General features: G+C 66.9%; 23 protein-coding genes and 2 pseudogenes. 15 read left to right on the top strand and 10 right to left on the bottom strand.

What is annotated here, in order from left to right; translation table 11 throughout:
• Positions 1 to 2 precede the first annotated feature (2 nt).
• Positions 3 to 383, top strand: a complete 381-nt coding sequence (locus AU198_RS21795) for a hypothetical protein (RefSeq protein WP_064350635.1) — start codon at positions 3 to 5, stop codon at positions 381 to 383.
• On the opposite strand, the gene AU198_RS21790 is transcribed toward AU198_RS21795, so the two are convergent.
• The 4 genes from AU198_RS21790 to AU198_RS21775 all read right to left on the bottom strand — a co-directional run bounded on the left by AU198_RS21790 (position 380) and on the right by AU198_RS21775 (position 4,979).
• Positions 380 to 2,176 carry a CheR family methyltransferase gene (locus AU198_RS21790; protein WP_064350732.1) on the bottom strand — a complete coding sequence of 599 codons (1,797 nt, stop codon included), beginning with the start codon at positions 2,174 to 2,176 and terminating at the stop codon, positions 380 to 382. The two genes, AU198_RS21795 and AU198_RS21790, sit on opposite strands and share 4 nt — an antisense overlap.
• Before the next feature lie 90 nt (positions 2,177 to 2,266).
• The gene (locus AU198_RS21785; RefSeq protein ID WP_064350634.1) at positions 2,267 to 3,025 is read right to left on the bottom strand and encodes an STAS domain-containing protein; all 759 of its coding nucleotides are present in this window, start codon (positions 3,023 to 3,025) and stop codon (positions 2,267 to 2,269) included.
• The gene (locus tag AU198_RS21780) at positions 3,015 to 4,031 is read right to left on the bottom strand and encodes a chemotaxis protein CheB (protein WP_064350633.1); all 1,017 of its coding nucleotides are present in this window, start codon (positions 4,029 to 4,031) and stop codon (positions 3,015 to 3,017) included. The genes AU198_RS21785 and AU198_RS21780 overlap by 11 nt, the downstream gene beginning before the upstream one ends.
• An 81-nt stretch (positions 4,032 to 4,112) precedes the next feature.
• A complete protein-coding gene (locus tag AU198_RS21775) occupies positions 4,113 to 4,979 on the bottom strand; it encodes a TIGR03619 family F420-dependent LLM class oxidoreductase (RefSeq protein ID WP_064350632.1) in 867 nt (288 codons plus the stop codon).
• A 65-nt stretch (positions 4,980 to 5,044) separates the two neighbouring features.
• Between AU198_RS21775 and AU198_RS21770 the strand changes: the two genes are divergently transcribed.
• Complete coding sequence (locus AU198_RS21770) at positions 5,045 to 5,311, top strand: DUF4235 domain-containing protein (protein WP_064350631.1); 267 nt, start codon at positions 5,045 to 5,047, stop codon at positions 5,309 to 5,311.
• A 12-nt stretch (positions 5,312 to 5,323) separates the two neighbouring features.
• Entirely contained in the window at positions 5,324 to 7,093 is a 1,770-nt protein-coding gene (locus tag AU198_RS21765) for a thiamine pyrophosphate-requiring protein (RefSeq protein WP_064350630.1), read from the top strand.
• Here AU198_RS21765 and AU198_RS21760 read toward each other — a convergent pair.
• Positions 7,090 to 7,362 (bottom strand): DUF4873 domain-containing protein, encoded by a 273-nt coding sequence (locus tag AU198_RS21760; protein ID WP_197416187.1) that lies wholly within the window; start codon positions 7,360 to 7,362, stop codon positions 7,090 to 7,092. The genes AU198_RS21765 and AU198_RS21760 overlap by 4 nt on opposite strands.
• Positions 7,359 to 8,267 carry an AurF N-oxygenase family protein gene (locus AU198_RS21755; protein WP_064350628.1) on the bottom strand — a complete coding sequence of 303 codons (909 nt, stop codon included), beginning with the start codon at positions 8,265 to 8,267 and terminating at the stop codon, positions 7,359 to 7,361. Before AU198_RS21755 ends, AU198_RS21760 begins: the two co-directional genes overlap by 4 nt.
• A gap of 103 nt (positions 8,268 to 8,370) precedes the next feature.
• On the opposite strand from AU198_RS21755, the gene AU198_RS21750 reads away from it, so the two are divergent.
• The gene (locus tag AU198_RS21750) at positions 8,371 to 9,423 is read left to right on the top strand and encodes a YihY/virulence factor BrkB family protein (protein ID WP_064350627.1); all 1,053 of its coding nucleotides are present in this window, start codon (positions 8,371 to 8,373) and stop codon (positions 9,421 to 9,423) included.
• A 16-nt stretch (positions 9,424 to 9,439) separates the two neighbouring features.
• Entirely contained in the window at positions 9,440 to 10,204 is a 765-nt protein-coding gene (gene cobF / locus AU198_RS21745; protein ID WP_064350626.1) for a precorrin-6A synthase (deacetylating), read from the top strand.
• Between the two features lie 95 nt (positions 10,205 to 10,299).
• Here the strand turns inward: cobF and AU198_RS26750 are convergent.
• Positions 10,300 to 10,463, bottom strand: a pseudogene (locus AU198_RS26750) (tRNA-specific adenosine deaminase); the annotation flags it as partial.
• 60 nt (positions 10,464 to 10,523) lie between these two features.
• On the opposite strand from AU198_RS26750, the gene AU198_RS21735 reads away from it, so the two are divergent.
• From AU198_RS21735 to AU198_RS21725, 4 genes and pseudogenes are all read left to right on the top strand, one after another.
• Positions 10,524 to 10,916, top strand: a complete 393-nt coding sequence (locus AU198_RS21735; RefSeq protein WP_064350624.1) for a phage holin family protein — start codon at positions 10,524 to 10,526, stop codon at positions 10,914 to 10,916.
• A 16-nt stretch (positions 10,917 to 10,932) separates the two neighbouring features.
• Positions 10,933 to 11,175, top strand: a pseudogene (locus tag AU198_RS26745) (DNA-formamidopyrimidine glycosylase family protein); the annotation flags it as partial.
• A 153-nt stretch (positions 11,176 to 11,328) separates the two neighbouring features.
• Entirely contained in the window at positions 11,329 to 11,796 is a 468-nt protein-coding gene (locus AU198_RS26740; RefSeq protein ID WP_231744755.1) for a zinc finger domain-containing protein, read from the top strand.
• Positions 11,797 to 11,881: 85 nt separating this feature from the next.
• A complete protein-coding gene (locus AU198_RS21725) occupies positions 11,882 to 12,814 on the top strand; it encodes an alpha/beta hydrolase (RefSeq protein WP_064350623.1) in 933 nt (310 codons plus the stop codon).
• Here AU198_RS21725 and AU198_RS21720 read toward each other — a convergent pair.
• Entirely contained in the window at positions 12,811 to 13,350 is a 540-nt protein-coding gene (locus AU198_RS21720) for a TetR/AcrR family transcriptional regulator (RefSeq protein WP_082691149.1), read from the bottom strand. The two genes, AU198_RS21725 and AU198_RS21720, sit on opposite strands and share 4 nt — an antisense overlap.
• Positions 13,351 to 13,417: 67 nt before the next feature.
• Positions 13,418 to 13,984, bottom strand: coding sequence for a chorismate mutase (locus AU198_RS21715; RefSeq protein WP_064350621.1), 567 nt, complete (start codon positions 13,982 to 13,984; stop codon positions 13,418 to 13,420).
• Between the two features lie 41 nt (positions 13,985 to 14,025).
• Here AU198_RS21715 and AU198_RS21710 point away from each other — a divergent pair, with 41 nt between their 5' ends.
• The 4 genes from AU198_RS21710 (at position 14,026) to AU198_RS21695 (ending at position 16,861) form a co-directional block, all read left to right on the top strand.
• Entirely contained in the window at positions 14,026 to 14,775 is a 750-nt protein-coding gene (locus AU198_RS21710) for an SDR family oxidoreductase (protein ID WP_064350620.1), read from the top strand.
• Positions 14,776 to 14,838: 63 nt separating this feature from the next.
• A complete protein-coding gene (locus AU198_RS21705; protein WP_064350619.1) occupies positions 14,839 to 15,828 on the top strand; it encodes an SDR family NAD(P)-dependent oxidoreductase in 990 nt (329 codons plus the stop codon).
• 67 nt (positions 15,829 to 15,895) lie between these two features.
• Positions 15,896 to 16,273 carry a hypothetical protein gene (locus AU198_RS21700; RefSeq protein WP_064350618.1) on the top strand — a complete coding sequence of 126 codons (378 nt, stop codon included), beginning with the start codon at positions 15,896 to 15,898 and terminating at the stop codon, positions 16,271 to 16,273.
• A gap of 222 nt (positions 16,274 to 16,495) precedes the next feature.
• Positions 16,496 to 16,861: a hypothetical protein gene (locus AU198_RS21695; RefSeq protein ID WP_064350617.1), complete on the top strand. Its 366-nt coding sequence runs from the start codon at positions 16,496 to 16,498 to the stop codon at positions 16,859 to 16,861.
• A gap of 1 nt (position 16,862) precedes the next feature.
• Here the strand turns inward: AU198_RS21695 and pgi are convergent, their stop codons facing one another.
• A complete protein-coding gene (pgi, locus tag AU198_RS21690) occupies positions 16,863 to 18,530 on the bottom strand; it encodes a glucose-6-phosphate isomerase (protein WP_064350730.1) in 1,668 nt (555 codons plus the stop codon).
• Between the two features lie 48 nt (positions 18,531 to 18,578).
• Here pgi and AU198_RS21685 point away from each other — a divergent pair, with 48 nt between their 5' ends.
• On the top strand, positions 18,579 to 20,027 hold the full coding sequence (locus tag AU198_RS21685) for an NAD-dependent succinate-semialdehyde dehydrogenase (protein ID WP_064350616.1): 1,449 nt from the start codon (positions 18,579 to 18,581) through the stop codon (positions 20,025 to 20,027).
• Positions 20,028 to 20,085: 58 nt separating this feature from the next.
• A complete protein-coding gene (locus AU198_RS21680; RefSeq protein WP_502689314.1) occupies positions 20,086 to 22,086 on the top strand; it encodes an acyltransferase family protein in 2,001 nt (666 codons plus the stop codon).
• Positions 22,087 to 22,138 lie beyond the last annotated feature (52 nt).

Raw genomic sequence — 22,138 nt, 5'->3', positions numbered from 1 at the left:
CCATGAGTGGTGACGACACCTTCGATCCCGTCGCGCGGGGTGAACTGGCTCGCGCGCGGGCCGATGAGCTGCGTCAGCGGCAGAGCGAATTGAGGAGTGGGCTTCCCACCACCCCGGAGTCCGCGGCGCACGCTCAGCATCGCGCCGAACAAGCGCTAGAGCGTGCGCGCCGGGCGCATCACTGCGCGGCCGCACGGCACGACGATGCGGAACAAGCACACCTGCGGGCGGCCGCCGCGCACGAGCAGGCCGCTCTACGTGCCGACGCCCGAGCGGTCGGTCTCCATCAGGACGCCGCCGAACGCCACCGTGACGCGGCGCTCCGCCATCACCAGGCCGCCCAGGACGAGCAGGTGCTGGAGGAGGAAGACACGCGTCGTTAGCCCTCGACCTCCATCAGCAGCAACGCCCCGCTGGTGGTCTCCTCGGGAGCGCGAAAGCCACTGCAGACGATGCGCACGCGGGCCTGTCGGCCCCGGCGGGTGACCGCGTCCAAGATTGCTTCGGTGGTGACGCCGGGATCGACGAAGGCCTGGCCGATCAACGGCTTGATGTCGTCGGTGGGCAGTCCGATGTCCAACGACGCGAGCGCCGATCCCTGGGCTTCGTCGGCCCGCAGACCCCAAAGCTCTTCGCAACCTCGATTCCACAACATCACCCGCATCTCCCGGTCCACGACGAGGAGGCCGAAGTGGATCGAATCGACCAACGAATCGAGGAAGGCTTTCGTCTCGTTGACCTCCAGGCTGCGCTGGCGCAGTTCGTCGTTGATGGTGTGCAGCTCGTCGTTGGTGGACTGCAGCTCCTCGTTCATCGTCTCGAGTTCTTCGTTGGTGGACTGCAGTTCCTCGTTCGTGGTCTCGAGTTCCTCGACCGTCGACTGCAGTTCCTCGTTGGTGGTCTCGAGCTCCTCGTTGGTCGACTGCAGTTCCTCGTATGCCGTCTCCAGTTGACGGTTGGTCTCAACCACCTTGTCCAGAAGCGTGCGGGTCGCGGTCACGTCGAAGAAGACGATCGACACACCGCGTAGGCCGTTGTCGCTGTCGACGAGCGGGTTGATGTGGATCTCGAACCACACCACATCCGAGCCCGGGCGATGCCATTGCACGTCCTGGATGCGGGCCGACCGCCGCTCGACCTTGGCCTGCTCGAGATAGGCGCGCAGTTCGACGGGGCGGTAGGACACCTCGAGATCGCGCAGGAGCCGGCCGATATCGCGGGCCGACAAGCCGAAGGTGGACTCCGCCTGCTGATTGATCATGGCGACGGTGTCGTCGCTGGTGACGACGATCTGGGCGACCGGGCCGGCACGGAAGGCGAGTTCACGGATCGGGTCCAGGCCCGGTAGGTCGCCCTGCCGGTCGTTGACGGGCGCCGAGTTCTCCTGCCGCTCGACACCATTGTGCGACCCGACCGCCTTGCGGAAGATGCGGTGCTTGAGGTTGAGCGGAGTGAAGCGGTCGGTGTGGCTCAACAGCATCTCCGCGTGACCGAGAAACAGCGTCCCTTGCGGGGCCAGTGCAAAGTGCAAGCGGCTCAATACGTTTCGCTGTGTCTCGGCGTTGAGGTACATCAGTGTGTTGCGGCACACCAGCAGGTCCACACGCGAGATCGGCGCGTCCTTGACCAGGTCGTTGCGGCCGAAGATGACCGCCCTGCGCAGATCTTTGCGGAACACATACCGGCCGTTGACCCGCTCGAAATAGGTCGTCAGTACGTTCGGGGGCACGGACTCGACGGCCTTGTCGTCATACGCCGCGATCCGTGCCTCGGCGAGCGCATCCTCGTCGACGTCGGTTGCGTAGATTTTGACCCGCTGCCGGAAGGCGTCCGGGCCCAAGGCGTCGGCCAGAACCACCGCGAGCGTGTAGGCCTCCTGGCCCGAAGCGCATCCGGCGCTCCACACCCGGATGGGATCGTTGGGTCCGCGTTCGGCCAACATCGCCGGAATGACCTCCTCACAGAGGTAATCCCAAGCCGGCGGATCCCGAAAGAACGCGGTGACGTTGATCAGGATCGTGTTGAACAGCGCGTTGAACTCATCGGAGCCGGCCTGAAGGTGGTCGAGGTATTCCTCGTAGGATTCGAAGCCGGCCTGGCGCATCCGGTGTTGCACCCGCCGCATCAGCGACGTGCGCTTATAACCGGTGAAGTCGAATCCACGCGAATCGCGCATATAGCGCAGTAGCGCTTCGAACGCCTCTTCTATTTGTTCGCTCAACCCGTATCCGTCCGCTCGCTGAAGCCGCACGTCCGAAGATACTCACTAGAGGGCGTTCTCCGGACCGATGACCGCCCAAACGGTCTTGCCCAACGTGTTCGGCGCGTTCCCCCAGGCGCGACACAACGCTGCCACGATCCGCAGACCCGACGGCGTCGGGCTGTGCGCGGAGTCTTCGCGTAGTCCCGCCGGGTGCTGGCTGACATCGCTGACCGCGACGGTCACGGTCGAGTCCTTCGACTCGATCCGCAAACCGGGCCGACTGTCCGTGTGCTGTAGGACGTTCTCGACGAGCGTGGTGGCCACCACCTTGGTGGTCGGAATCAGTTCGGGGACAGACCATGCCGTCAGCCATTCGACGACCAACTCTCGGGCGCGTTGCAGGCTGGCCACCGTCCTGGGCAGCTCGGCCCTGGCCCGGCGCCGCACCTGCACTGAGTTGCCGTCGGCCACCGACTCCATCGCGGCCTGCATGCTGGCGTAGGACGGCACATAACGGGTGATGCCGTTTCGGGCGAGCGCCGACCGCAGTGCCGGATGTTGGCAGACCAGGAGAACGGGTACCTCCGGCCAGCGGCCGACATGCCACCGGGCGCTGGTGAACACCGCCAATGCGGATTCCGCGGGCACCTCGAGATCGCTCACGTCGACGATGACGGCCCGCGGTTCTTCGAGGGCCGTCTTGATGATGGTGTCGCGCAACGGCCGATACGTTCGGCTGTCCAGCACGCCGCGCGGCCGCACCGTCGTGACATCGCCCAACGGCTCGGCGGCGACGGTCAGCGGGGTGGGGTCAGCCGACACCGGATTCTCCGGGCGGCGATGCGGACAAGTGTTCGCCGAGCACTATCGCCGCGCGATCGGCCTCGTCGGCGGTCTCCAGATAGCGCTGTCGGGTCGTGCCTGGACCGACGGTGTCGGCAAGCCTGCGCGACATCTTGGCCTTCTCGCGCAGGCTGCGCAACGCCACCCAGATGGCGCCCTCGATCTCGTCGTCGCGGGCCTTCAACAGCGCATCGGCGGTCCAGGCGTGCCCTACTCGGCATCGATAGCTGTTGTGCTCCACACTCATCAACGAGCCGTTGCAGTCCGGGCAGGTATAGCCCGAATGAGGGCCGAGGTCCTCGGAGTCGACCGACGTCGAGTATCGGCGTCCCATCGCGATCCGATTCTCCAATTCCATGGTCTTGTCAGGTTCCATCTCTTGAACCTCGATCTCTCGTTCGATCAGCTTGGTCAAGACGGCGCCGATATCACTGGCCGCTGCACGATGATCGGCGACGCCGGCTTCGATCGCGTTCAGCGGCATCGCCTCGAAGAGCGCGTCGCTGGGAGTCTGGACCACAGTGGTGCCGCCCCGGGATCGGATGGCGGCCGCCCCCAACACGCCGTCGTCCAGGACGCCCGACAGCAAGACGCCGATGGCGCGTGGCCCGTAACTCAGTGCGACCGAACGGAACAGCGCGTTGATCGCCGGCCGGTGGCCGCTCTCCGTTGGACCCCGCGACAGCACCACGTGGCCGTCGACGGCCAGCAGATGGCGGTCCGGTGCACAGACGTAGATGTGCCCGGGTTGGATCGCGGCGCCGTCGGCGGCGGTCCCGGCGGGCAGCGGCCCGCTGCGGTCGAGGATCTTCGCCAGGACGCTCGGCGCGTTCGGCGGCATGTGCAGGACGATGAGCACCCCGTAGGGCAGGTCGAGCGTCAAGCCGCCGACGAAATGGGTGAGCGCCTCCACCCCACCGGCAGACGCGCCGACCGCCACGACACCCTTAAGCGCGGTGTGTCGCCCCGACTCTGTGCTTTCCATTGCGCACCGGTTACCCGTAGCCCCCGCTGGTAACCCCTCCTGACGTCGACGCTACGCCTTGTCAGTGTCGAGGGCACCTGTTCAAAGCTTGGCGATGACTTTCTCGGCGAACTTCTCGAGATGACGGATCTTTGCGTCGAGCGGTTCGGTGTCCGGTCCGGTGGTGTAGGGAACGCGGAATCCGACGATGACGTCGGTAACGCCCTTGTCCTCCAGTCGTTTGATGCCGTCGGGTGTGTAGGCGTCGGCGGAGATGACGTGGATCTCGAACGGGCCGCGGCGGTCCTCTTCTTCGCGGAACTGCTTGAGCTGCTTGAGGAGTCGATTCAATTCCTCGGGTTCACCGCCACCGTGCATCCAACCGTCGTTGCGTGCCGCTCGTCTCAGCGCGGCGTCCGCGTGCCCACCGATGAGTATCGGTATCGGCTCGGTGGGCGCCGGCGTCATCTTCGTTTTCGGGATGTCGTAGAACTCACCGTGGAACTCGAAGTACTCCCCCGTCGTCAGACCCTTGATGATCTCGATGCACTCGTCCATTCGCTTGCCACGCCTGGCGAACGGCACGCCCATCAGTTCGTAGTCCTCGGGCCACGGGCTGGTGCCGACACCCAGGCCGAGGCGGTTGCCGAACAGCGCCGCCAGCGAGCCGGCCTGTTTGGCCACCAGCGCGGGCGGCCGGATGGGCAGCTTGAGGACGAAGAAGTTGAACCGCAGCGTCGTGGTGACCGCGCTCAGCGCGCCGGCGAGCACGAACGCCTCGACGAACGCCTTGCCGTCGAGGAATTCGCGGCTGCCGTCGGGGGTGTAGGGGTACTTGGAATCCGACTCGTACGGGTAGGCCACGCTGTCGGCGATCGTCATCGCGTGGTACCCGGCCGCCTCCGCGGCCTGGGCCAAGGGCACGTAGAACGTCGGGTCGGTCATGGCTTCGGCATAGGTGAACCGCACCCGGTAATACTAGAACGTGTTCTAGTTCGGGGTTTAGGTACTGGCGCACCGGGAATCTGGACGCCGTGAGTGCTGCCAAAGCTATATACAAACCCCTGTCGATGGTCAGCAGCGTCGTGGGCGGGCTCATCGCCGGCAAGATCTTCACCGAGATCTGGCAGCGGATGCACCCCGACGACGAGGAGCCGGATCCAGAGGACCTCAGCCGCGCGACGCGGGAGGTCTTCATCGCCGCCGCGATTCAGGGTCTGCTGATCGGTGTGGTGCGGGCGGCGCTGGCGCGTGGCCAGGCCAAGAGCTTCCAGGCGCTGACGAACGAAGACCCCGAGTAGCACGAGGCGACAGTGACCGGGCTCGTCGCCGACGCGATGGTGGCGCGGCTCCGCGCGTGGGGGACGAAGCGGGTCTTCGGTTACGCCGGTGACGGCGTCAACACCATCCTCGGTGCGCTCGCTCGGGCCGGTGACCCGGAGTTCGTTTCGACGCGCCACGAGGAACTCGCCGCTTTCGCCGCCTGCGGCCACGCCAAGTACACCGGTGGGGTCGGCGTCTGTCTGGCCACGCAGGGCCCCGGCGCGATTCATCTGCTCGCGGGCCTCTACGACGCGAAGCTGGATCGCCGTCCGGTGGTGGCGATCGTCGGTCAGGTGGTGTCGACGGCGCTGGGCAGTGGCTATCTCCAAGAGGTCGACCTGCACGCGTTGTTCAAGGATGTGTGCGCACAGTACGTCCAAACCGTCTTCGCGCCGGAGCAGATGCCGATGGCGGTGGACAACGCCATGCGCACCGCGTTGGCGACATCCACCCCGACATGCTTGATCGTGCCGCACGACGTGCAGAAGGCCGAGATGCCCGACGAACCGCAACACAGCCACGGTGTCGTGTTATCGGCCGCGGTGTACACCAGCGCGCACGTCGTGGCGCGCGATTCCGATCTGGGCCGTGCCGCAGAGCTTTTGAACGAGGGCGAGAAGATCGCCGTACTGGTGGGGCGTGGCGCCATGGGCGCCGCGGCCGAGGTCGACCGGATCGTCGACGTGCTCGGGGCGGGCGTGACGACGTCGCTACTGGGCAAGCCCGTTCTCGACGAGTCGGCGCCGGGGCATACCGGTGTGATGGGGCATCTGGGTACGACGGCGAGCGTCGAACTGATGGCCAATTGCGACACGTTGCTGATCGTCGGCAGCAACGACCCGTGGACGGAGTTCTATCCGGCGCCCGGTCAGGCCCGTGCGGTGCAGATCGACATCGAACCACGGGTCGTGGGTGCGAAATATCCCGTGGAGGTTGCGCTGACCGGCGATGCGGCGGACACGTTGTCGCGACTGGCTTCCCTGATCCGCCGCAAGAACGACCGTCAGTGGCAGCAGCAGGTAGAGAAGTGGACACGCGAGTGGCATCGCGAGGCCGCGCAACGTGCCGAGGTCCAATCGGATTCGGCGAACCCGGAATTCGTCGTGCGGGAGCTGTCCGAGCACCTACCGGGCGATGCCCGCGTCGCCGTCGACGTCGGGTCGGCGACATACTGGTACGCCCGTCACCTCCGGTTGCCGCGAGGTGTCCCTGCCCACGTGTCCGGCTATTTGGCGTCGATGGGATGCGCGTTGCCGTACGGCATCGCCGCCAAGCTGGATGCACCGGAGCACCCGGTTGTCGCGTTGATCGGTGATGGCGCCATGCAGATGAGCGGGCTGCTCGAACTCGTCACGATCGCCGACCGGTGGCGCGATTGGGCCGATCCGCGGTTCGTGATCCTGGTCCTGCACAACCGGGATCTGAACGAGGTCTCGTGGGAGCAGCGGGAAATGGAGGGGGACGCGCGGTTTTCGGCGTCCCAGGACGTCCCGTCGTTCCCCTATGCCAACTACGCCGAACTGCTCGGGCTGAAGGGGTTGCGGGTGGTCGAGTCCGGGCAGGCGTCGGGGGCTTGGCAGGAGGCGTTCGAAGCCGACCGGCCGACCCTGATCGAGGCGGTCGTCGCTCCGAAGACCCCGTTGCTCCCGCCGCTGATGCCGGAAGCCAAGGCGGACAAGGTTTATGCCGCGCTCGGCGGTGAGCCCGACGGTGATGCGGCGCGCGAACGCGTCGAGGCGCAGCGCGAATCGGAGAGCTAGCACTCCAGGGGGTACGGCGGGGCGCCGACGCCCGCCACGCAGTGCGTGCCCCACGGCGTCACCTCGGTCAGCTGGCCCTCGGCCGTGCGGTCGCCGATCGAGATGTGCACGGTCTGGGGCAGTCGCATATCGGAGGCCAGATCGAAAACCATTCCGCGCCAGTGGTATCGGCCGTCGATCGGGTCGAAGTGACCGGTCAGGCGCACCCGTACGCCATGATCCTCCTCGTGCATCCGTACGGCCGCGACGCCGTCGTACACCTCGCTCATCGAGATAGGAACCCGCTGCGCCGCCACATCCGGCGGCCGATCGGTCCCATCAGCCCGACCTCTTCGAAGAAGGCTGCCAGCGGTGCGAAACCGGCAACTTTGACATCGCGATGGTGCTTGTTGGCCCGTGCGATCCGCCGCGCCGCACGGGGGTCGAGCCCGATGCGCTGGTACGGGACGGGAATGGTCAGCAGGTAGCGGTAGAAGGGCCCACCGACCCCGTGCAGGTTGCTCAGCACGAACCGCTGGACACGACCCATGTGTGGCCTCGTCCGGCGCAATCCGTCGCGCGCGTACTGGATGTGGCGTGCCTCCTCCGTCACATGGATGCGCATGAGACGCAACACGATCGGCTGCAGGTCGGGATCCTCCAGAATCTGGCGCTGCAGCGCATCGAAGATCTCCTCGCCGACCAGCGCCGCGCCCCACAGGATCGGTCCGCGAAACAGCAGCGGCAGCGCGTTGATGATCATCCGCTGGTAGCGGCGGGGCTGCACCGGATCTGCGCCGATCCGCTCGATGACCTTGCCGAACATGACCATGTGGCGCGTCTCGTCGCCGAGTTCGGTCAGCGAGTAGTGCGTCGAGGCCGCGGTCACATCCCTGTGCATCAGATCGCGCAACAGCGCCTGATTCAGGATGTTCTCGAACCAGATGCCCGCCGACAGAATGTTCACCAATTCCTGACGGGACAGCTCGATCTGCTGTTCGCGGGTCATGGCGTCCCAGATCGGCGTGCCGTAGAGGGTCACGGTGCGCGGCGGCAGAAAGAACTTGTCGGGGTCCAGCGGCGCATCCCAGTCGATGTCGACGGTGGGTGCATACGACTTCTTGGCCGAGCCCTTGAGCAGGCGGTCGGCGAAGTTTTCGCGCGTCGGACGGGAGCTGCTGACCGGCGTCCTCATGGCTTCAAGGTAAGTAGGCCGCGGAGGTATGTCAATACCGGCGGTACCGCATACTCTCGGTAACGGTTGCGTTTGCCGGACACGGTCCCGGGTATCGGGTGGTATGCGAACCGACGAGGACGACAGGACCGCTGCGGCTCCTGACCCGGATGATCCCCGCAAACCCGAGTCGCCGACCGATCTCACCCGACCGTCCCTGCTGTATTCGATGCGCAAGGCGGTGCGCGAATTCCAGAAGGACGAGTGCACGGACCTGGCCGCGGCGCTGACCTACTACGCGGTGTTGTCGATCTTCCCCGCGCTGGTTGTCATGGTGTCGCTGTTGGGCGTGTTCGGGCAGGGCAGGCGCACGGTCGATGCGCTGCTCGACATCGCCTCGGATGTGGCGCCCGCGTCGGCGCTGGACACCCTGCGGCCGACGATCGAACAACTCGTCAACGCGCCGACAGCCGGATTCGCGCTGGTGGCGGGCATCGTGGGTGCGTTGTGGACAGCGTCGGGTTACATCGGCGCATTCGGCCGCGCGATGAACCGCATCTACGAGATCGACGAGGGCCGACCGGTGTGGAAACTGCGTCCGGTGCAGCTGGTGCTGACGCTGATCGGTCTGGTGATGGCGGCCGCGGTGGTGTTCATGCTGGCGGTCAGCGGACCGGTGGCCCAGGCGCTCGGCGATGCGATCGGGTTGGGCGATGCGGCGGTCACGGCGTGGAACGTGGTTCGGTGGCCGCTGATCCTGCTCTTCGTCGTGATTGCGGTCGCGATCCTGTACTACGTCACACCCAACGTCCAGCAGCCGAAATTCCGATGGATCAGCGGCGGCGCGGCGCTTGCGATCGTCGTGTGGCTGCTCGCGTCGCTGGCATTCGGGCTCTACGTGGCCAACTTCGGCAGCTACAACAAGACGTACGGCGCGTTGGCCGGCGTCATCGTGTTCCTGCTGTGGTTGTGGATCACGAACCTGGCCCTGCTGTTCGGCGCGGAGGTGGACGCCGAGGTCGAGCGAGGCCGCCAACTGCAGGCCGGTCTGCCCGCCGAGCACGAGTTGCAGTTGCCGCCCAAGGACGACCACAACATCCGCAAGGAAGAGGCCGCCGAGAAGAAGGACGCCAAGCGGGCCAGGCGGCTCCGACTTTCGCGCGGCCGCAAATACTGAAGGCATACTCGCGGGCGTGACCCGTCGAATTCACGTCATCGGCATCGGCGCGGGCGACCCCGACCACGTCACGGCCCAAGCGGTGACCGCGCTCAACGACACGCAGGTGTTCTTCGTCATGGACAAGGGGTCCGCGAAAGACGACCTGGTGGCGCTGCGACGGCACATCTGCCATCGCTTCATCCGCGAGCCCGGATACCGGTTCGTCGAACTGCGCGACCCGCCGCGGGTCAGGGAGGCTGCCGACGGGCCGGCGTACCGGAAGGCGGTGGCCGACTGGCACGCCGCTCGGGCGCGGCTGTGGGCCGACGCGATCGAGGCCGAACTCGCACCCGACGGCGTTGGCGGCTTCCTGGCGTGGGGCGATCCGTCGCTGTACGACAGCACACTGCGCATTCTCGACACCGTCGCGACTCACGTCGACATCGACTACGACGTCATCCCCGGCATCACCGCGATCCAGGCGCTCACCGCGCGACATCGCATCCCGCTCAACGACGTCGGCGAACCGGTGCTGATCACCACCGGCAGACAACTGCGCGACCGCGGCCTGACCGGAAGCGCGGTCGTGATGCTCGACGCCGACTGCTCGTTCCTGACGTGTCCGCCCGACACCCGCATCTGGTGGGGGGCGTATCTCGGCACTCCCGACGAGTTGCTGGTGTCGGGCGCCGTCGGTGACGTCGGCGACGAGATCGCCCGGGTGCGCGCCGACGCGCGGGCCCGTCACGGCTGGATCATGGACACCTATCTGCTGCGGTCGGCGACCGGAGGTGCTTAATTGGTTGATCGCACGCATCGGGTGCGTGCAAGAAACCACTTAAGAGCGCTACTGGGCCGAACCAGGGGCGTCCGGCATCGTTGCGCTGCATCCACAACCGGCAGCCGTCGCTGCGCCCAGTTCTTGGCGAACTCGTCGTAGAACGTGTTGAGCTCGAAGTACTTTCGATCGTTCACGTAGTAGCGCGCATAGTCGTCGCGGGTGGTCGGCACATCGGGCAGGGACGGGCGAGAACGAAGATCGTCGCGCCGACCAGATGTCCACCCTGATGAAATTCACGGCTGCGCCTCCGGTGCGTCGGCTGGTTTAGGCTGATGCGATGGCGTTTCTCCTGCGGGCCGCGTTGACCGGTCTGGCGCTGTGGGTGGTGACACTGGTTGTTCCCGGAATCAGGTTCGTGGGGGCCGACTCGCGACTGCAGGAAGTCGGCATCATCTTTGTCGTCGCGGTGATCTTCGGTCTGGTCAACGCGTTCATCAAACCGATCGTGCAGATCATCTCGATCCCGCTCTACATACTCACTCTCGGATTGATCCACGTCGTCATCAACGCGTTGATGTTGTGGATCACGTCATGGATCACCGAGCACACCACGCACTGGGGGCTCTACATAGACGACTTCTGGTGGACGGCGATCTGGGCCGCGATCGTGCTGTCCGTCGTGAGCTGGCTGCTGTCGGTGCTCACCGGCGGTGCCGCGCGACGCGAATGACCGGCACACTGGAACCATGCCCGAACTACCGGAAGTCGAAGCACTCGCCGACCACCTGCGCCGCCATGCCGTCGGCCACACGGTGGCTCGCATCGACGTTTCGGCGTTCTCGGTGCTCAAGACGTTCGACCCGCCGATCTCAGCGCTGCACGGTCGAACCGTCACAGACGCCAATCGGTGGGGCAAATACCTAGGGCTGCAAGCCGGCGATCTGCACCTGATCACCCACCTGTCGCGGGCCGGCTGGCTGCGCTGGTCGGACAAGCTGGCCGCCGCGCCACTGAAGCCGGGCAAGGGGCCGATCGCCTTGCGCGTGCACCTCGGGACTCCGGGCGCCGGGGCAGGCTTCGACCTCACCGAGGCCGGCACCCAGAAGCGGCTCGCGGTGTGGGTCGTCGACGATCCGACCAAGGTGCCCGGCATCGCCACGCTGGGTCCCGACGCGCTGTCGCTCGGACCCGACGACCTCGCAAGCCTGCTCGCGGGCAACAGCGGCCGGATCAAGACGGTGATCACCGACCAGAAGGTGATCGCGGGGATCGGCAATGCCTACAGCGACGAGATCCTGCACGTCGCGCGGATCTCGCCGTTCGCGACGGCGGCCAAGTTGACCGACGCACAACTGTCAGCGCTGCACGACGCGATGGTCGGTGTGCTCTCCGATGCGGTGACCCGCTCGGTCGGGCAGCAGGCCGCGACGCTCAAGGGCGAGAAGCGCTCCGGGCTGCGAGTGCACGCCAGAACCGGCCTGCCGTGCCCGGTGTGCGGGGACACCGTGCGCGAAGTGTCGTTCGCCGACAAGTCTTTCCAGTACTGCCCGACCTGTCAGACAGGCGGCAAGGTGCTCGCCGACCGGCGACTGTCGCGACTGCTGAAGTAAATGTGAGCAGCCGCGCGTCGGTGCAGGCAGACCGGCCCGCTAACGCGAGTTGTCAGCCGATGATCGTCGGCTGACGCTAATAGCCATGGAATACGCCAGATACGCATCGTTCATCCCGGCGCGCCACCGCGCCGATCCGCCGATCGACCCGACGTCGACCTGGTGGACCTGGCGTGGCCGCAGAATCCATGTCGCGCGTGCCAGCGCGCCGGACGCCGCCATGCGGCTGATGGTCATCCATGGCGGTGGCGGTTACTCGGGTGCGCTGTGGCCGATCGCGGCGGCCGCCGCACGTGAGGGGGTCGAAGTGCTCGCCCCGGACATGCCGCTCTACGGCGATACCGTCGAGCCGGATCCAGGATCGGTCCGCTATCCGGACTGGCTGGACATGCTCACCGATCTCGTCACCGCCGAACGCGCCGACGACCGGCGACCGCTCGTCCTGTTGGGCGCCAGCATGGGCGGGATGATGGCCTACGAGGTGGCCTCGCGCACAGGCGAAGTCGCGCACGTCGTGGTGACCTGTCTGCTCGATCCCGCCGATCCCGACGCCCGACGGGCGGCCGCGCGCACGTCGGCAACAGGGTCCATCGCGCCGGCGTTGACGAAGGCGGTCGACCCGTTGTTCGGCGGCATCCGGGTGCCGATCCGATGGCTGGTCGACATGAACCACATGAGCCTCGACCCGGAGTTGACCCGGCTGTGTGCCACCGATCCCAAAGGCGGCGGCGTGCGGGTCCCGCTCGGATTCCTCAGTAGCTGGTTGAACTTCCGGCATGCGGCACCCGAAGCGTTCCGCGCGGCACCCGTCACCCTGGTGCACCCGGCGGCGGACCGCTGGACCCCGCCGCAACTGAGCATCCGGTTCCTGGATCGCATCACCGGGCCGACATCGCTTGTGCTGCTGGAGAACTGCGGACACTACCCGATCGAGGAACCTGGCCTGACCCAGTTGGTGGAGACGTTACGCGCGGTTCGCGACGACGTGCTGTTCGGTTCGGCGGAAAGCGGGCGCTAGGACGGCGGCGCCAGCCGGTCCACCAGCGCCACCAGCTGCTCGACGTCCATTTCGCGGCCGGTCATCACCCGGTGAAGGTGTGCGTCGACCGCGTGAACCACGGTCTGGGCGGTCAATTCGGTGTCAACGCCGCCGCGGCCACACCGGCCCAGGAGGTAGGCCACCTCGCCGGAGATGTCGTCCTCGAACGACCGCAGTGCGTCGAGGTCGGACGGTAGGCGCGGTTCGAGGCGGTGCATGAGCCGGTGCAGACCCGGACGGTCGCGGTGCAGGTCGACGACCGCCTCGAGGATCATGCGCATCGACTCCTCGAACGGCGGCTCCTCGTCACGCAGCCGCTTGAAGACCGCATCCATGCGCGCTCGCGCTTCGTTGACGTGGCGTTCGGCCAACGCGCGGATCAACGCGTGCTTGTTCGGAAAGTACTGGTAAAGGCTGCCGATCGACACGCCGGCGCGATCGGCGATGCGGTTCGTCGTTGCCTTCAGGCCTTCGCGATTGAACACCTGAGCCGCGGCCTCGAGCAGCACCTCCACGGTGTCTCGGGACCGGTTCTGGCGGGGTCGTTTCCGGGGTTCGTCGATGCGTTCATCCTACGTCGGTTCAACCGGCCCGACAGTACGATCGGGTGGCCGCCGACAACGCGTGCCGGTAGAGCGGGTCCAGCCGGCGGGCGTCGGCGACGGCAGCTGTCGCATCCGCCCGCATGGCCGAGCAGTTCGGTGCGCGCAGCGAATTCCACTGCCGCGCAACCTCGTCGACCATGACCTTGTTGAACTCGTCGATCTGCGAACGTGTCTCGGAGAGGTCCGGTGCGGTGCTGGGCGCGGTGGCGGGGTCGAATTTCCACTGGCCGAACCGGGTGTACTGGACGCCCTCGGTGGCATCGATCTGGTCGGCGAAGATCGCGCGCACATACCCTTGGTCGATGCCGCGCGCGGAGGCGTCGGCGGCCACCCCATCCAGAACCGCATCGGCGCGCCGGCGGTCCGTGATCGGCCCGCCGTTGATCCACTTGGCGGCCGCGACCGCGTCGGCCGTGGCCAGGCGCTGCGCGGCGGTATCGACCAACCGGTACAGGTCAGAACCCGGTTGGGCGGCGGCAACCGCCTGGGGAAGCGCGACGCAGAGCGCCGCGAGCAGGAATGTCGCTGTCCGCAGGAGAACCATGGGGCCATTCTGACGGCGATCGCCTCGCTTAGTCTGTCGGGGTGACTCGGCAGAAGATCCTGATCACCGGCGCGAGCTCCGGGTTGGGCGCCGGGATGGCCCGCGCGTTTGCCGCGAAGGGTCGTGACCTGGCGTTGTGCGCCCGGCGCGTCGACCGACTCGATGAGCTCAAGGCCGAGCTGCTCGAGCGGCATCGCGGGATCAACGTCGCTGTCGCCGCCCTCGACGTCAACGATCACGAGCAGGTCCCGAAGGTCTTCTCCGAGCTCTGGAACGAACTCGGCGGGATCGACCGCGTCATCGTCAATGCCGGTGTCGGCAAGGGTGCGCCGCTGGGCTCGGGCAAACTGTGGGCGAACAAGGCCACCATCGAAACGAATCTCGTTGCGGCCCTTGTTCAGATCGAGACCACACTCGAAATGTTCAAGAAGGCCGGCGGCGGACACCTGGTGCTGGTTTCGTCGGTTCTCGGTAACAAGGGCGTGCCCGGCGTCAAGGCCGCCTACGCCGCCAGCAAAGCCGGCGTGTCGTCGCTCGGGGAGTCCCTGCGCGCGGAGTACGCGCGCGGACCCATCAAGGTCACGGTGCTCGAACCGGGTTACATCGAGTCCGAGATGACGGCCAAATCCGAGTCGACGTCGTTGATGGTGGACAACGAAACCGGCGTCCGGGCGATGGTCGCGGTGATCGAACGGGAAAGCGGTCGCGCGGCTGTTCCGTGGTGGCCGTGGGCCCCGCTGGTCCGGGTGCTGCGGGTGCTGCCGCCGCGGCTGACCAAGCCGTTCGCGTAGGCCTCCGTGTAGAGGACGGCGCTTGGGGGAACCCGCAGCGCTAGTTCCTGGAGGAGGTTATCGATGAGGGTGCTGTTGACCGGGGGTACCGGTTTTGTCGGGGCGTGGACGGCGAAGGCCGTGGCCGAAGCGGGTCATCAGGTGAGGTTCCTGGTCCGCGATCCGGCACGGTTGCAGACGAGCGCCGCGCAGATCGGTGTCGCGACCGACGACTACGCCGTCGGCGACATCGCCGACGCTGAGTCGACGGCGGCGGCTATGGACGGCTGTGATGCCGTAATCCACTCCGCGGCAATGGTTTCAGTCGACCCCCGGCAGGCCGACAAGATGCTGCGGACCAACCTCGACGGTGCCCACAACGTGCTCGGTGTGGCTGCCGAGCGTGGTCTGGACCCGATCATCCACGTGTCGAGCTTCACGGCATTGTTCAACCCGAATTGCAGTGTGCTGCATGCCGATCTTCCGGTCGTGGGAGGAACCGACGGCTATGGGAAGTCCAAGGCGGAGGTGGAGAAGTACGCGCGGGGCCTACAGGATGCGGGTGCGCCGGTGAGCATCACGTATCCGGGCATGGTGCTGGGGCCGCCGGCGGGTAACCAGTTCGGTGAAGCGGCAGAAGGTGTTCAAGCAGCGGTCCAGATGCGTGGGGTGCCGGGCCGCGGCGCCGCATGGATCGTGGTCGACGTCCGAGACCTGGCCAAGTTGCATGCGGCGTTGCTCGAACCCGGTAAGGGGCCACGCCGATACATGGCCGGCGGCAAGCGCGTTCCGATCGCCGACTTGGCGTCGATGATCGGGAAGGCGGCGAACAAGTCGCTGCGGGTGTACCCGGTGCCGGACACGGTGTTGCGCAACATCGGGAGGGTGGTCGACGTAGTTGGCCCGTTGTTGCCCTTCGACGCGCCGGTCACCGCCGCTGCGATGCAGTACTACACGCAGATGCCCTCGTCTGACGATTCACCCAGCGAGACCGAGCTGGGCATCTCGTACCGCGATCCGCAGGAAACGCTGGCGGACACCGTTTCCGGGCTGAAACAGGTCGGAAGGCTGTGACCGGAGCCTCATCCGGCGGAATAGTTTGAAGGTTTCAGTAATCCGCTGACGTGGTAGCCGTTACGACATGAACGTAAAACTGACGAAGATGATGCCCCTGATGTTCTCGGGCGCCGCGGCAGTTGCGATCGCCGTCGCGCCGGTGACCGGTGCGCAGCCGGCACCCCCTCCGTGTCTGAATGCCGACGGCACTCCGTGCGCCGTAACCGGCAACATCGACGCCTCTCCCGGCGGCGGCGCGAACGTGAACGTTCCCGGTGGTCCCCAAGGCACCGCTGACGGTGGCGGCGCCTCGGGAGTGATCCCCGGTGGCCCCGGCGGTACGGCCGGACCCGGCGGCGCAAGCGGGTCGCTGGCTCCGAACGGACCCGGTGGGACTGCCGGCCCCGGCGGCGCGAGCGGTTGCCTGCCGAATGTCGGCTGCATCAACATCCCCGCCCCGTAACCACTAGTCAGCCACGCGGCGCACGCTCCTCGCCGAGCGTGCGCCGCGTCGCTTTCTGTGGGGGCACGGCCTCCACGCCGACCGTGCGGTTTACTCCGGCGTCGAGGCGTGTCACGTATGAATCCGCACTACCGCGTGGATAGAGACCAGCCCGACGCCTGAACCGCGTTGAGAAACCCTGCGTCGGTAGAGTCGTCGGCGACAGTCGTAGAAAGGATCCCGATGCTCGCCCTGACCACCTGGACCGGAGGACTGCTCGTCGCGACAGGGGTGATCGCGTACATCGCCAGCGGAGCGGTCAGCATCACCGCGCTGATTCCGGCATTCGTCGGCGTCCTGCTGCTCATCGCCGCGCTCATCGGACGTCGCTCCGACCGCGCACGCCAGCACGCGACGCACGCTGCTCTGGCGATCGCGCTGCTCGCAGCGCTCGGTGCGCTACGCAACGTGTTCGGTCTCGGCGATGTGTTCGCGGGCACGGCCGAGCGACCCGCAGCCGTCATCACCAGCACCATCATGTTCGTTCTGCTGCTGGTGTACCTGATCGTTGGTGTGCGCTCGTTCGTGAAGGCCCGCGCCGCACGCTGAGTCAGGCGGATCGGCCGCGCTCGCTGCGGTATCTGCGCACCAACGCGTCGGTCGACGAGTCCGACTGTTCGGGGGGAGAGCCGTCGGCGGTGATGACCGGAAGCAGCGCCTTGGCCTGCGTCTTGCCGAGTTCGACACCCCACTGATCGAACGAGTCGATACCCCAGATGACTCCCTCGGTGAACACCTGGTGCTCGTACAGTGCGATCAACTGTCCGAGCACCGACGGGGTCAGTTGCGTGGCGAGGATGGACGTGGTGGGCCGGTTCCCCGGCATCACCTTGTGCGGCACCACCTTAGACGGTGTGCCTTCTGCGGCGATCTCCTCGGCGGTCTTGCCGAATGCGAGCACCTGCGTCTGCGCGAAGAAGTTGCTCATCAACAGGTCATGCATGCTGCCTTTGCCATCTGCGGTCGGCAGGTCGTCGGTCGGTTGGGAGAACGCGATGAAGTCGGACGGCACCAGACGCGTGCCCTGATGCAGCAGTTGATAGAACGCGTGCTGGCCGTTCGTTCCCGGCTCGCCCCAGAAGATCTCACCGGTGCTCGTGGTGACCGGCGTACCGTCGGCGCGCACCGACTTGCCGTTGGACTCCATCGTCAGCTGCTGCAGATAAGCGGCGAAGCGGGCCAGGTCATTCGAATAGGGCAGCACCGCACGGGTTTCCGCGCCGAAGAACTCGTTGTACCAGAGCCCGATCAGACCGAGCAGTACCGGCGCATTCGATTCCAGCGGCGCCGTGCGGAAGTGCTCGTCGACGATGTGGAAGCCGGACAGGAATTCGGCGAACCGCTCGCGGCCGATCACGGCCATGACGCTCAAACCGATTGCGCTGTCGACCGAGTACCGTCCGCCGACCCAGTCCCAGAACCCGAACATGTTCTCGGTGTTGATGCCGAAATCGTCGACCAGTTTCTTGTTCGTCGAGACCGCCACGAAGTGCCGCGACACCGCGGCATCGCCGAGCGCATCGGTCAGCCACCGGCGCGCCGCAGTCGCGTTGGTCAACGTCTCGAGCGTCGAAAATGTCTTCGACGCGACGATGAAAAGTGTTGTGGCAGGGTCGAGTCCATCGAGCGTGGCCACCAGGTCCGCCGGGTCGACGTTGGAGACGAACCGCGCCGAGATGCCGGCGTCGGCGTAGTGCCGCAACGCCAGGGTGGCCATCGCCGGTCCGAGGTCCGACCCGCCGATGCCGATGTTGACGACGGTCTTGATGGCCTCGCCCGTCGCGCCGGTCCACTCGCCGCTGCGCAGCCGGTCGGTGAAGTCGCCCATCTTGTCGAGCACCTCGTGCACGTCGGCGACGACATTCTGCCCGTCGACCACCAGGTCGGCACCGCGCGGCAACCGCAAGGCCGTATGCAGGACGGCGCGGTCCTCGGAGGTGTTGATGTGCACGCCGGAGAACATCGCGTCGCGTTTCTGTTCCAGGCGAGCGGCGCGGGCCAGATCCACCAGCAGGTCCAGCGTCTCGCGCGTGACCCGGTGCTTGCTGTAGTCGATGTAGAGGTCGCCGACCGTCGTGGCCAACTCGGTGCCGCGGGCCGGATCCTCGTCGAACAACTCGCGCAGGTGTTTCGCGCCGATCTCGTCGTGATGCCGCTGCAACGCCTGCCACGCCGGAGTCGAGGTGATATCGGGTATCTGGTCGGGGTCGGCATTCATGAACATGACCCTAGTGCGGCGAAAAGACCAAAGGTGTACAGAAGAGTTATGGATACCGCGAAGCTGCTGTCGTCAGTGCCCACCGGACTGTGGATCGGCGGTGAGGAACGCGAGGACTCGTCCACCTTCGATGTGCTCGACCCATCCGACGACTCGGTGATCACCTCCGTTGCCAACGCCACCGCCGACGATGCGATTGCCGCGCTCGACGCCGCCTGCGCAGTGCAGGCCGAGTGGGCCGCCACCGCTCCGCGTGAACGCGGTGAGATTCTGCGCGCGGTGTTCGAGAAGATCACCGAACGCGCCGAGGACATCGCCACGCTGATGACCCTGGAGATGGGCAAGGTGCTGCGCGAGAGCATGGGCGAGGTCACCTACGGCGCCGAGTTCTTTCGCTGGTTCGCCGAGGAGGCGGTGCGCATCGCGGGCCGATACACGCCCAGCCCCGCGGGCAGCGGACGCGTGCTGGTCACCAAACAACCGGTCGGCCCGTGCTATGCGATCACGCCGTGGAACTTCCCGCTGGCGATGGGCACCCGCAAGATCGGGCCCGCGTTCGCCGCCGGGTGCACGATGATCGTCAAGCCCGCGCAGGAAACGCCGCTGACCATGCTGCTGCTGGCCAAGCTGATGGACGAGGCCGGCCTGCCCAAGGGCGTGCTGTCGGTGCTGCCGACGAAGAACCCCGGCGACGTCACCGCCGCGCTGATCGACGACGGCCGGCTGCGCAAGCTGACCTTCACCGGTTCCACCGGCGTCGGGAAGGCGCTGGTCAAACAGTCCGCCGACAAACTGCTGCGCACGTCGATGGAGCTGGGCGGCAACGCCCCGTTCGTGGTGTTCGACGACGCCGACGTCGACGCCGCCGTCGAGGGCGCCGTGCTGGCCAAGATGCGCAACGGCGGGGAGGCCTGCACCGCGGCCAACCGCTTCCACGTCGCGAACTCGGTGCGCGAGGAGTTCACCGAAAAGCTGGTCAAGCGGATGAGCGAGTTCACCCTCGGCAAGGGAATCGACGAGTCGGCCACGCTGGGACCGCTGATCAACGCCAAACAGGTCGCCACGGTCGAGGACCTGGTCTCCGACGCGGTTTCGCGCGGTGCGAAGGTCGCCGTCGGCGGGGTGGCGCCCGGCGGGCCGGGCAACTTCTATCCGGCCACGGTGCTGGCGGACGTGCCCGCCGACGCCCGGATCCTCAAGGAGGAAGTGTTCGGGCCCGTCGCGCCGATCACCGGATTCGACACCGAGGAGGAGGGTCTCGCCGCAGCCAACGACACCGAGTACGGGCTGGCGGCTTACATCTACACGCAGTCGCTGGACCGCGCGCTGCGCGTCGCCGAAGGCATCGAGTCCGGCATTGTCGGCATCAACCGTGGCGTCGTCTCCGACCCGGCGGCGCCGTTCGGCGGCATCAAGGAGTCCGGCTTCGGGCGCGAGGGCGGCTTCGAGGGCATCGAGGAGTACCTCGAGGTGAAATACATCGCACTGACGAAGTAGGTCGACACGCCGCCGCGCCTGCCGCGGCACGTCCGCTCGCACGGGCAAGATTTCGCAAGTGAACGCGCGTCGCTCCGTCGCGCCCGCTGATCGCCGCCCGCTGTCAGTACATCCCTCCTCGCGTGCGCGTCGGCGTGGCGAGATCCCCGCCCTCGACGGCATTCGCGCCGTCGCCGTCGCACTCGTGCTCGCCGATCACGGCGGCATCCCCGGCGTGGACGGCGGCTTCCTCGGCGTCGACGTGTTCTTCGTGCTCAGCGGCTTCCTGATCACCTCGCTGCTGCTCGACGAGCACGCCCGCACCGGGCGAATCCGGCTGCGCGACTTCTGGATACGTCGCGCCCGCAGGCTCCTGCCCGCCCTGCTGGTGATGGTGCTCGCGGTGGTGGCGGCGCGGGAGTTCTTCTCGACGGAGGCGATCGCGAACCTGCGCGACGACGCTGTCGCCTCGTTCTTCTGGGTGGCCAACTGGGCGTTCGTCGCCCAGCGCACCGACTACTTCTCCCAGGGGGCACCACCCTCGGCGCTGCAGCACACCTGGTCGCTGGGGGTCGAGGAGCAGTACTACCTGCTGTGGCCGCTGATGCTGATCGCCGTCGCGTTCGTCTTCTGTCGTCGCGACCCGACCCATCTGCGATGGGCGGTTCTGGGCGTCGCCGGCACTGGGGCGATCGCCTCGGCGGCGGCGGCGATCGTCTTCGTCGACGAGGGGACGCTGAACCGGATCTACTTCGGCACCGACACCCGCGCACAGGCGCTGCTGGTCGGCGCGGCGACGGCGGCCCTGCTGGTGCGGGACTGGACCACGGTGACGCTCGCCGGGCCGGTGATCAGGACGCGGTGGCTGCGCGGGGTCGCCCGCGCGGTGTCCGTCGTCGGTGTCGTCGTCCTGGGATTCGCGGTGCACATGGCGACCGGCAGCGCCGGCGATTTCCGCAAGGGTCTGCTGATCGTCGTCGCGCTCGCCGCCGCCTGCGTGATCGGTGCGGTGGCGATGGATCAGGAAGGGCCGGTCGCGCGCGTGCTGGCGTGGCGGCCGCTGGTCTGGCTCGGCGCGATCTCCTACGGCGTCTACCTGTGGCACTGGCCGATCTTCCTGGCGCTCAACGGCGAACGCACCGGATGGTCCGGCTGGTCGTTGTTCGCACTGCGGTGTGTGACGACGCTGGCGGTCGCGGCGCTGTCGTGGTGGTTGCTCGAGCAGCCCATACGGCGCTGGCGGCCCGTGATCGTGCCGATGCTGCCGTTGGCCGGCGCGACGGCGGCGACCGCCGCGGTGATCACGATGAGCGTGTTGCCCGTCGGCGTGCCGACAGGGCCGCCGATGGAGGACCCGAGCATCGACTCCGCGGCGCTGGTCGCACCGGAGGTGCCGATCCAGGTGCAGCGCCACACCAGCCGCGATCCGAACACCAGGACCGTGGCGGTGTTCGGCGACTCGGTGGCGTGGACGTTGATGCGCTACCTGCCGGAGACACCGGGGCTCAGATTCACCGACTACACGACGATCGGATGCGGCATCGCGCGCGGCGGGCCGTACCGCTACGTCGGTCAGACGCTGAACCAGAAGCCCGCGTGCGATTCGTGGCCGAGCAGGTGGGCGGAGCGGGTCAACCATGACCGGCCCGACGTGGTGCTGCTGATCGTGGGCCGGTGGGAAGTCGTCGACCGGATGAACGAAGGCGTGTGGACCCACATCGGCGAGCCGACGTACGACGCCTATCTGCGCGCCGAACTCAACCGCGCGCTCGACATCCTGTCCTCGACCGGCGCGCGCGTCGTCGTCACCACCGAGCCCTACAACCGCCGCGCCGAGAAGCGCGACGGCAGCCTGTATCCGGAGGACGATCCCGATCGGGTCGACGACTGGAACGCGTTGCTGCGCAGCGCCGTCAAGTACCGCTCGAACGTCACCGTGCTCGACTTGAACCGCAAGCTCGGCCCGAACGGCGGCTACACCAACTGGATCGACGGCATCCGCATCCGCAGCGACGGTGTGCACCCCACGCCCGAAGCGGTCGAGTGGTTGACGCCGTGGCTGACCGACGCGCTGCGCTGAAGCGGCGGTTTCGGTGCTCTAGCAGTCGCTCAGCGACTGTCTGGACACCGAG

The organism is Mycobacterium sp. GA-1199 (assembly GCF_001500045.1).
Classification (GTDB): Bacteria; Actinomycetota; Actinomycetes; order Mycobacteriales; family Mycobacteriaceae; genus Mycobacterium.
The sequence above is the reverse complement of the archived record's forward strand: the minus strand, read 5'-3'. Positions and strand labels throughout refer to the sequence as shown.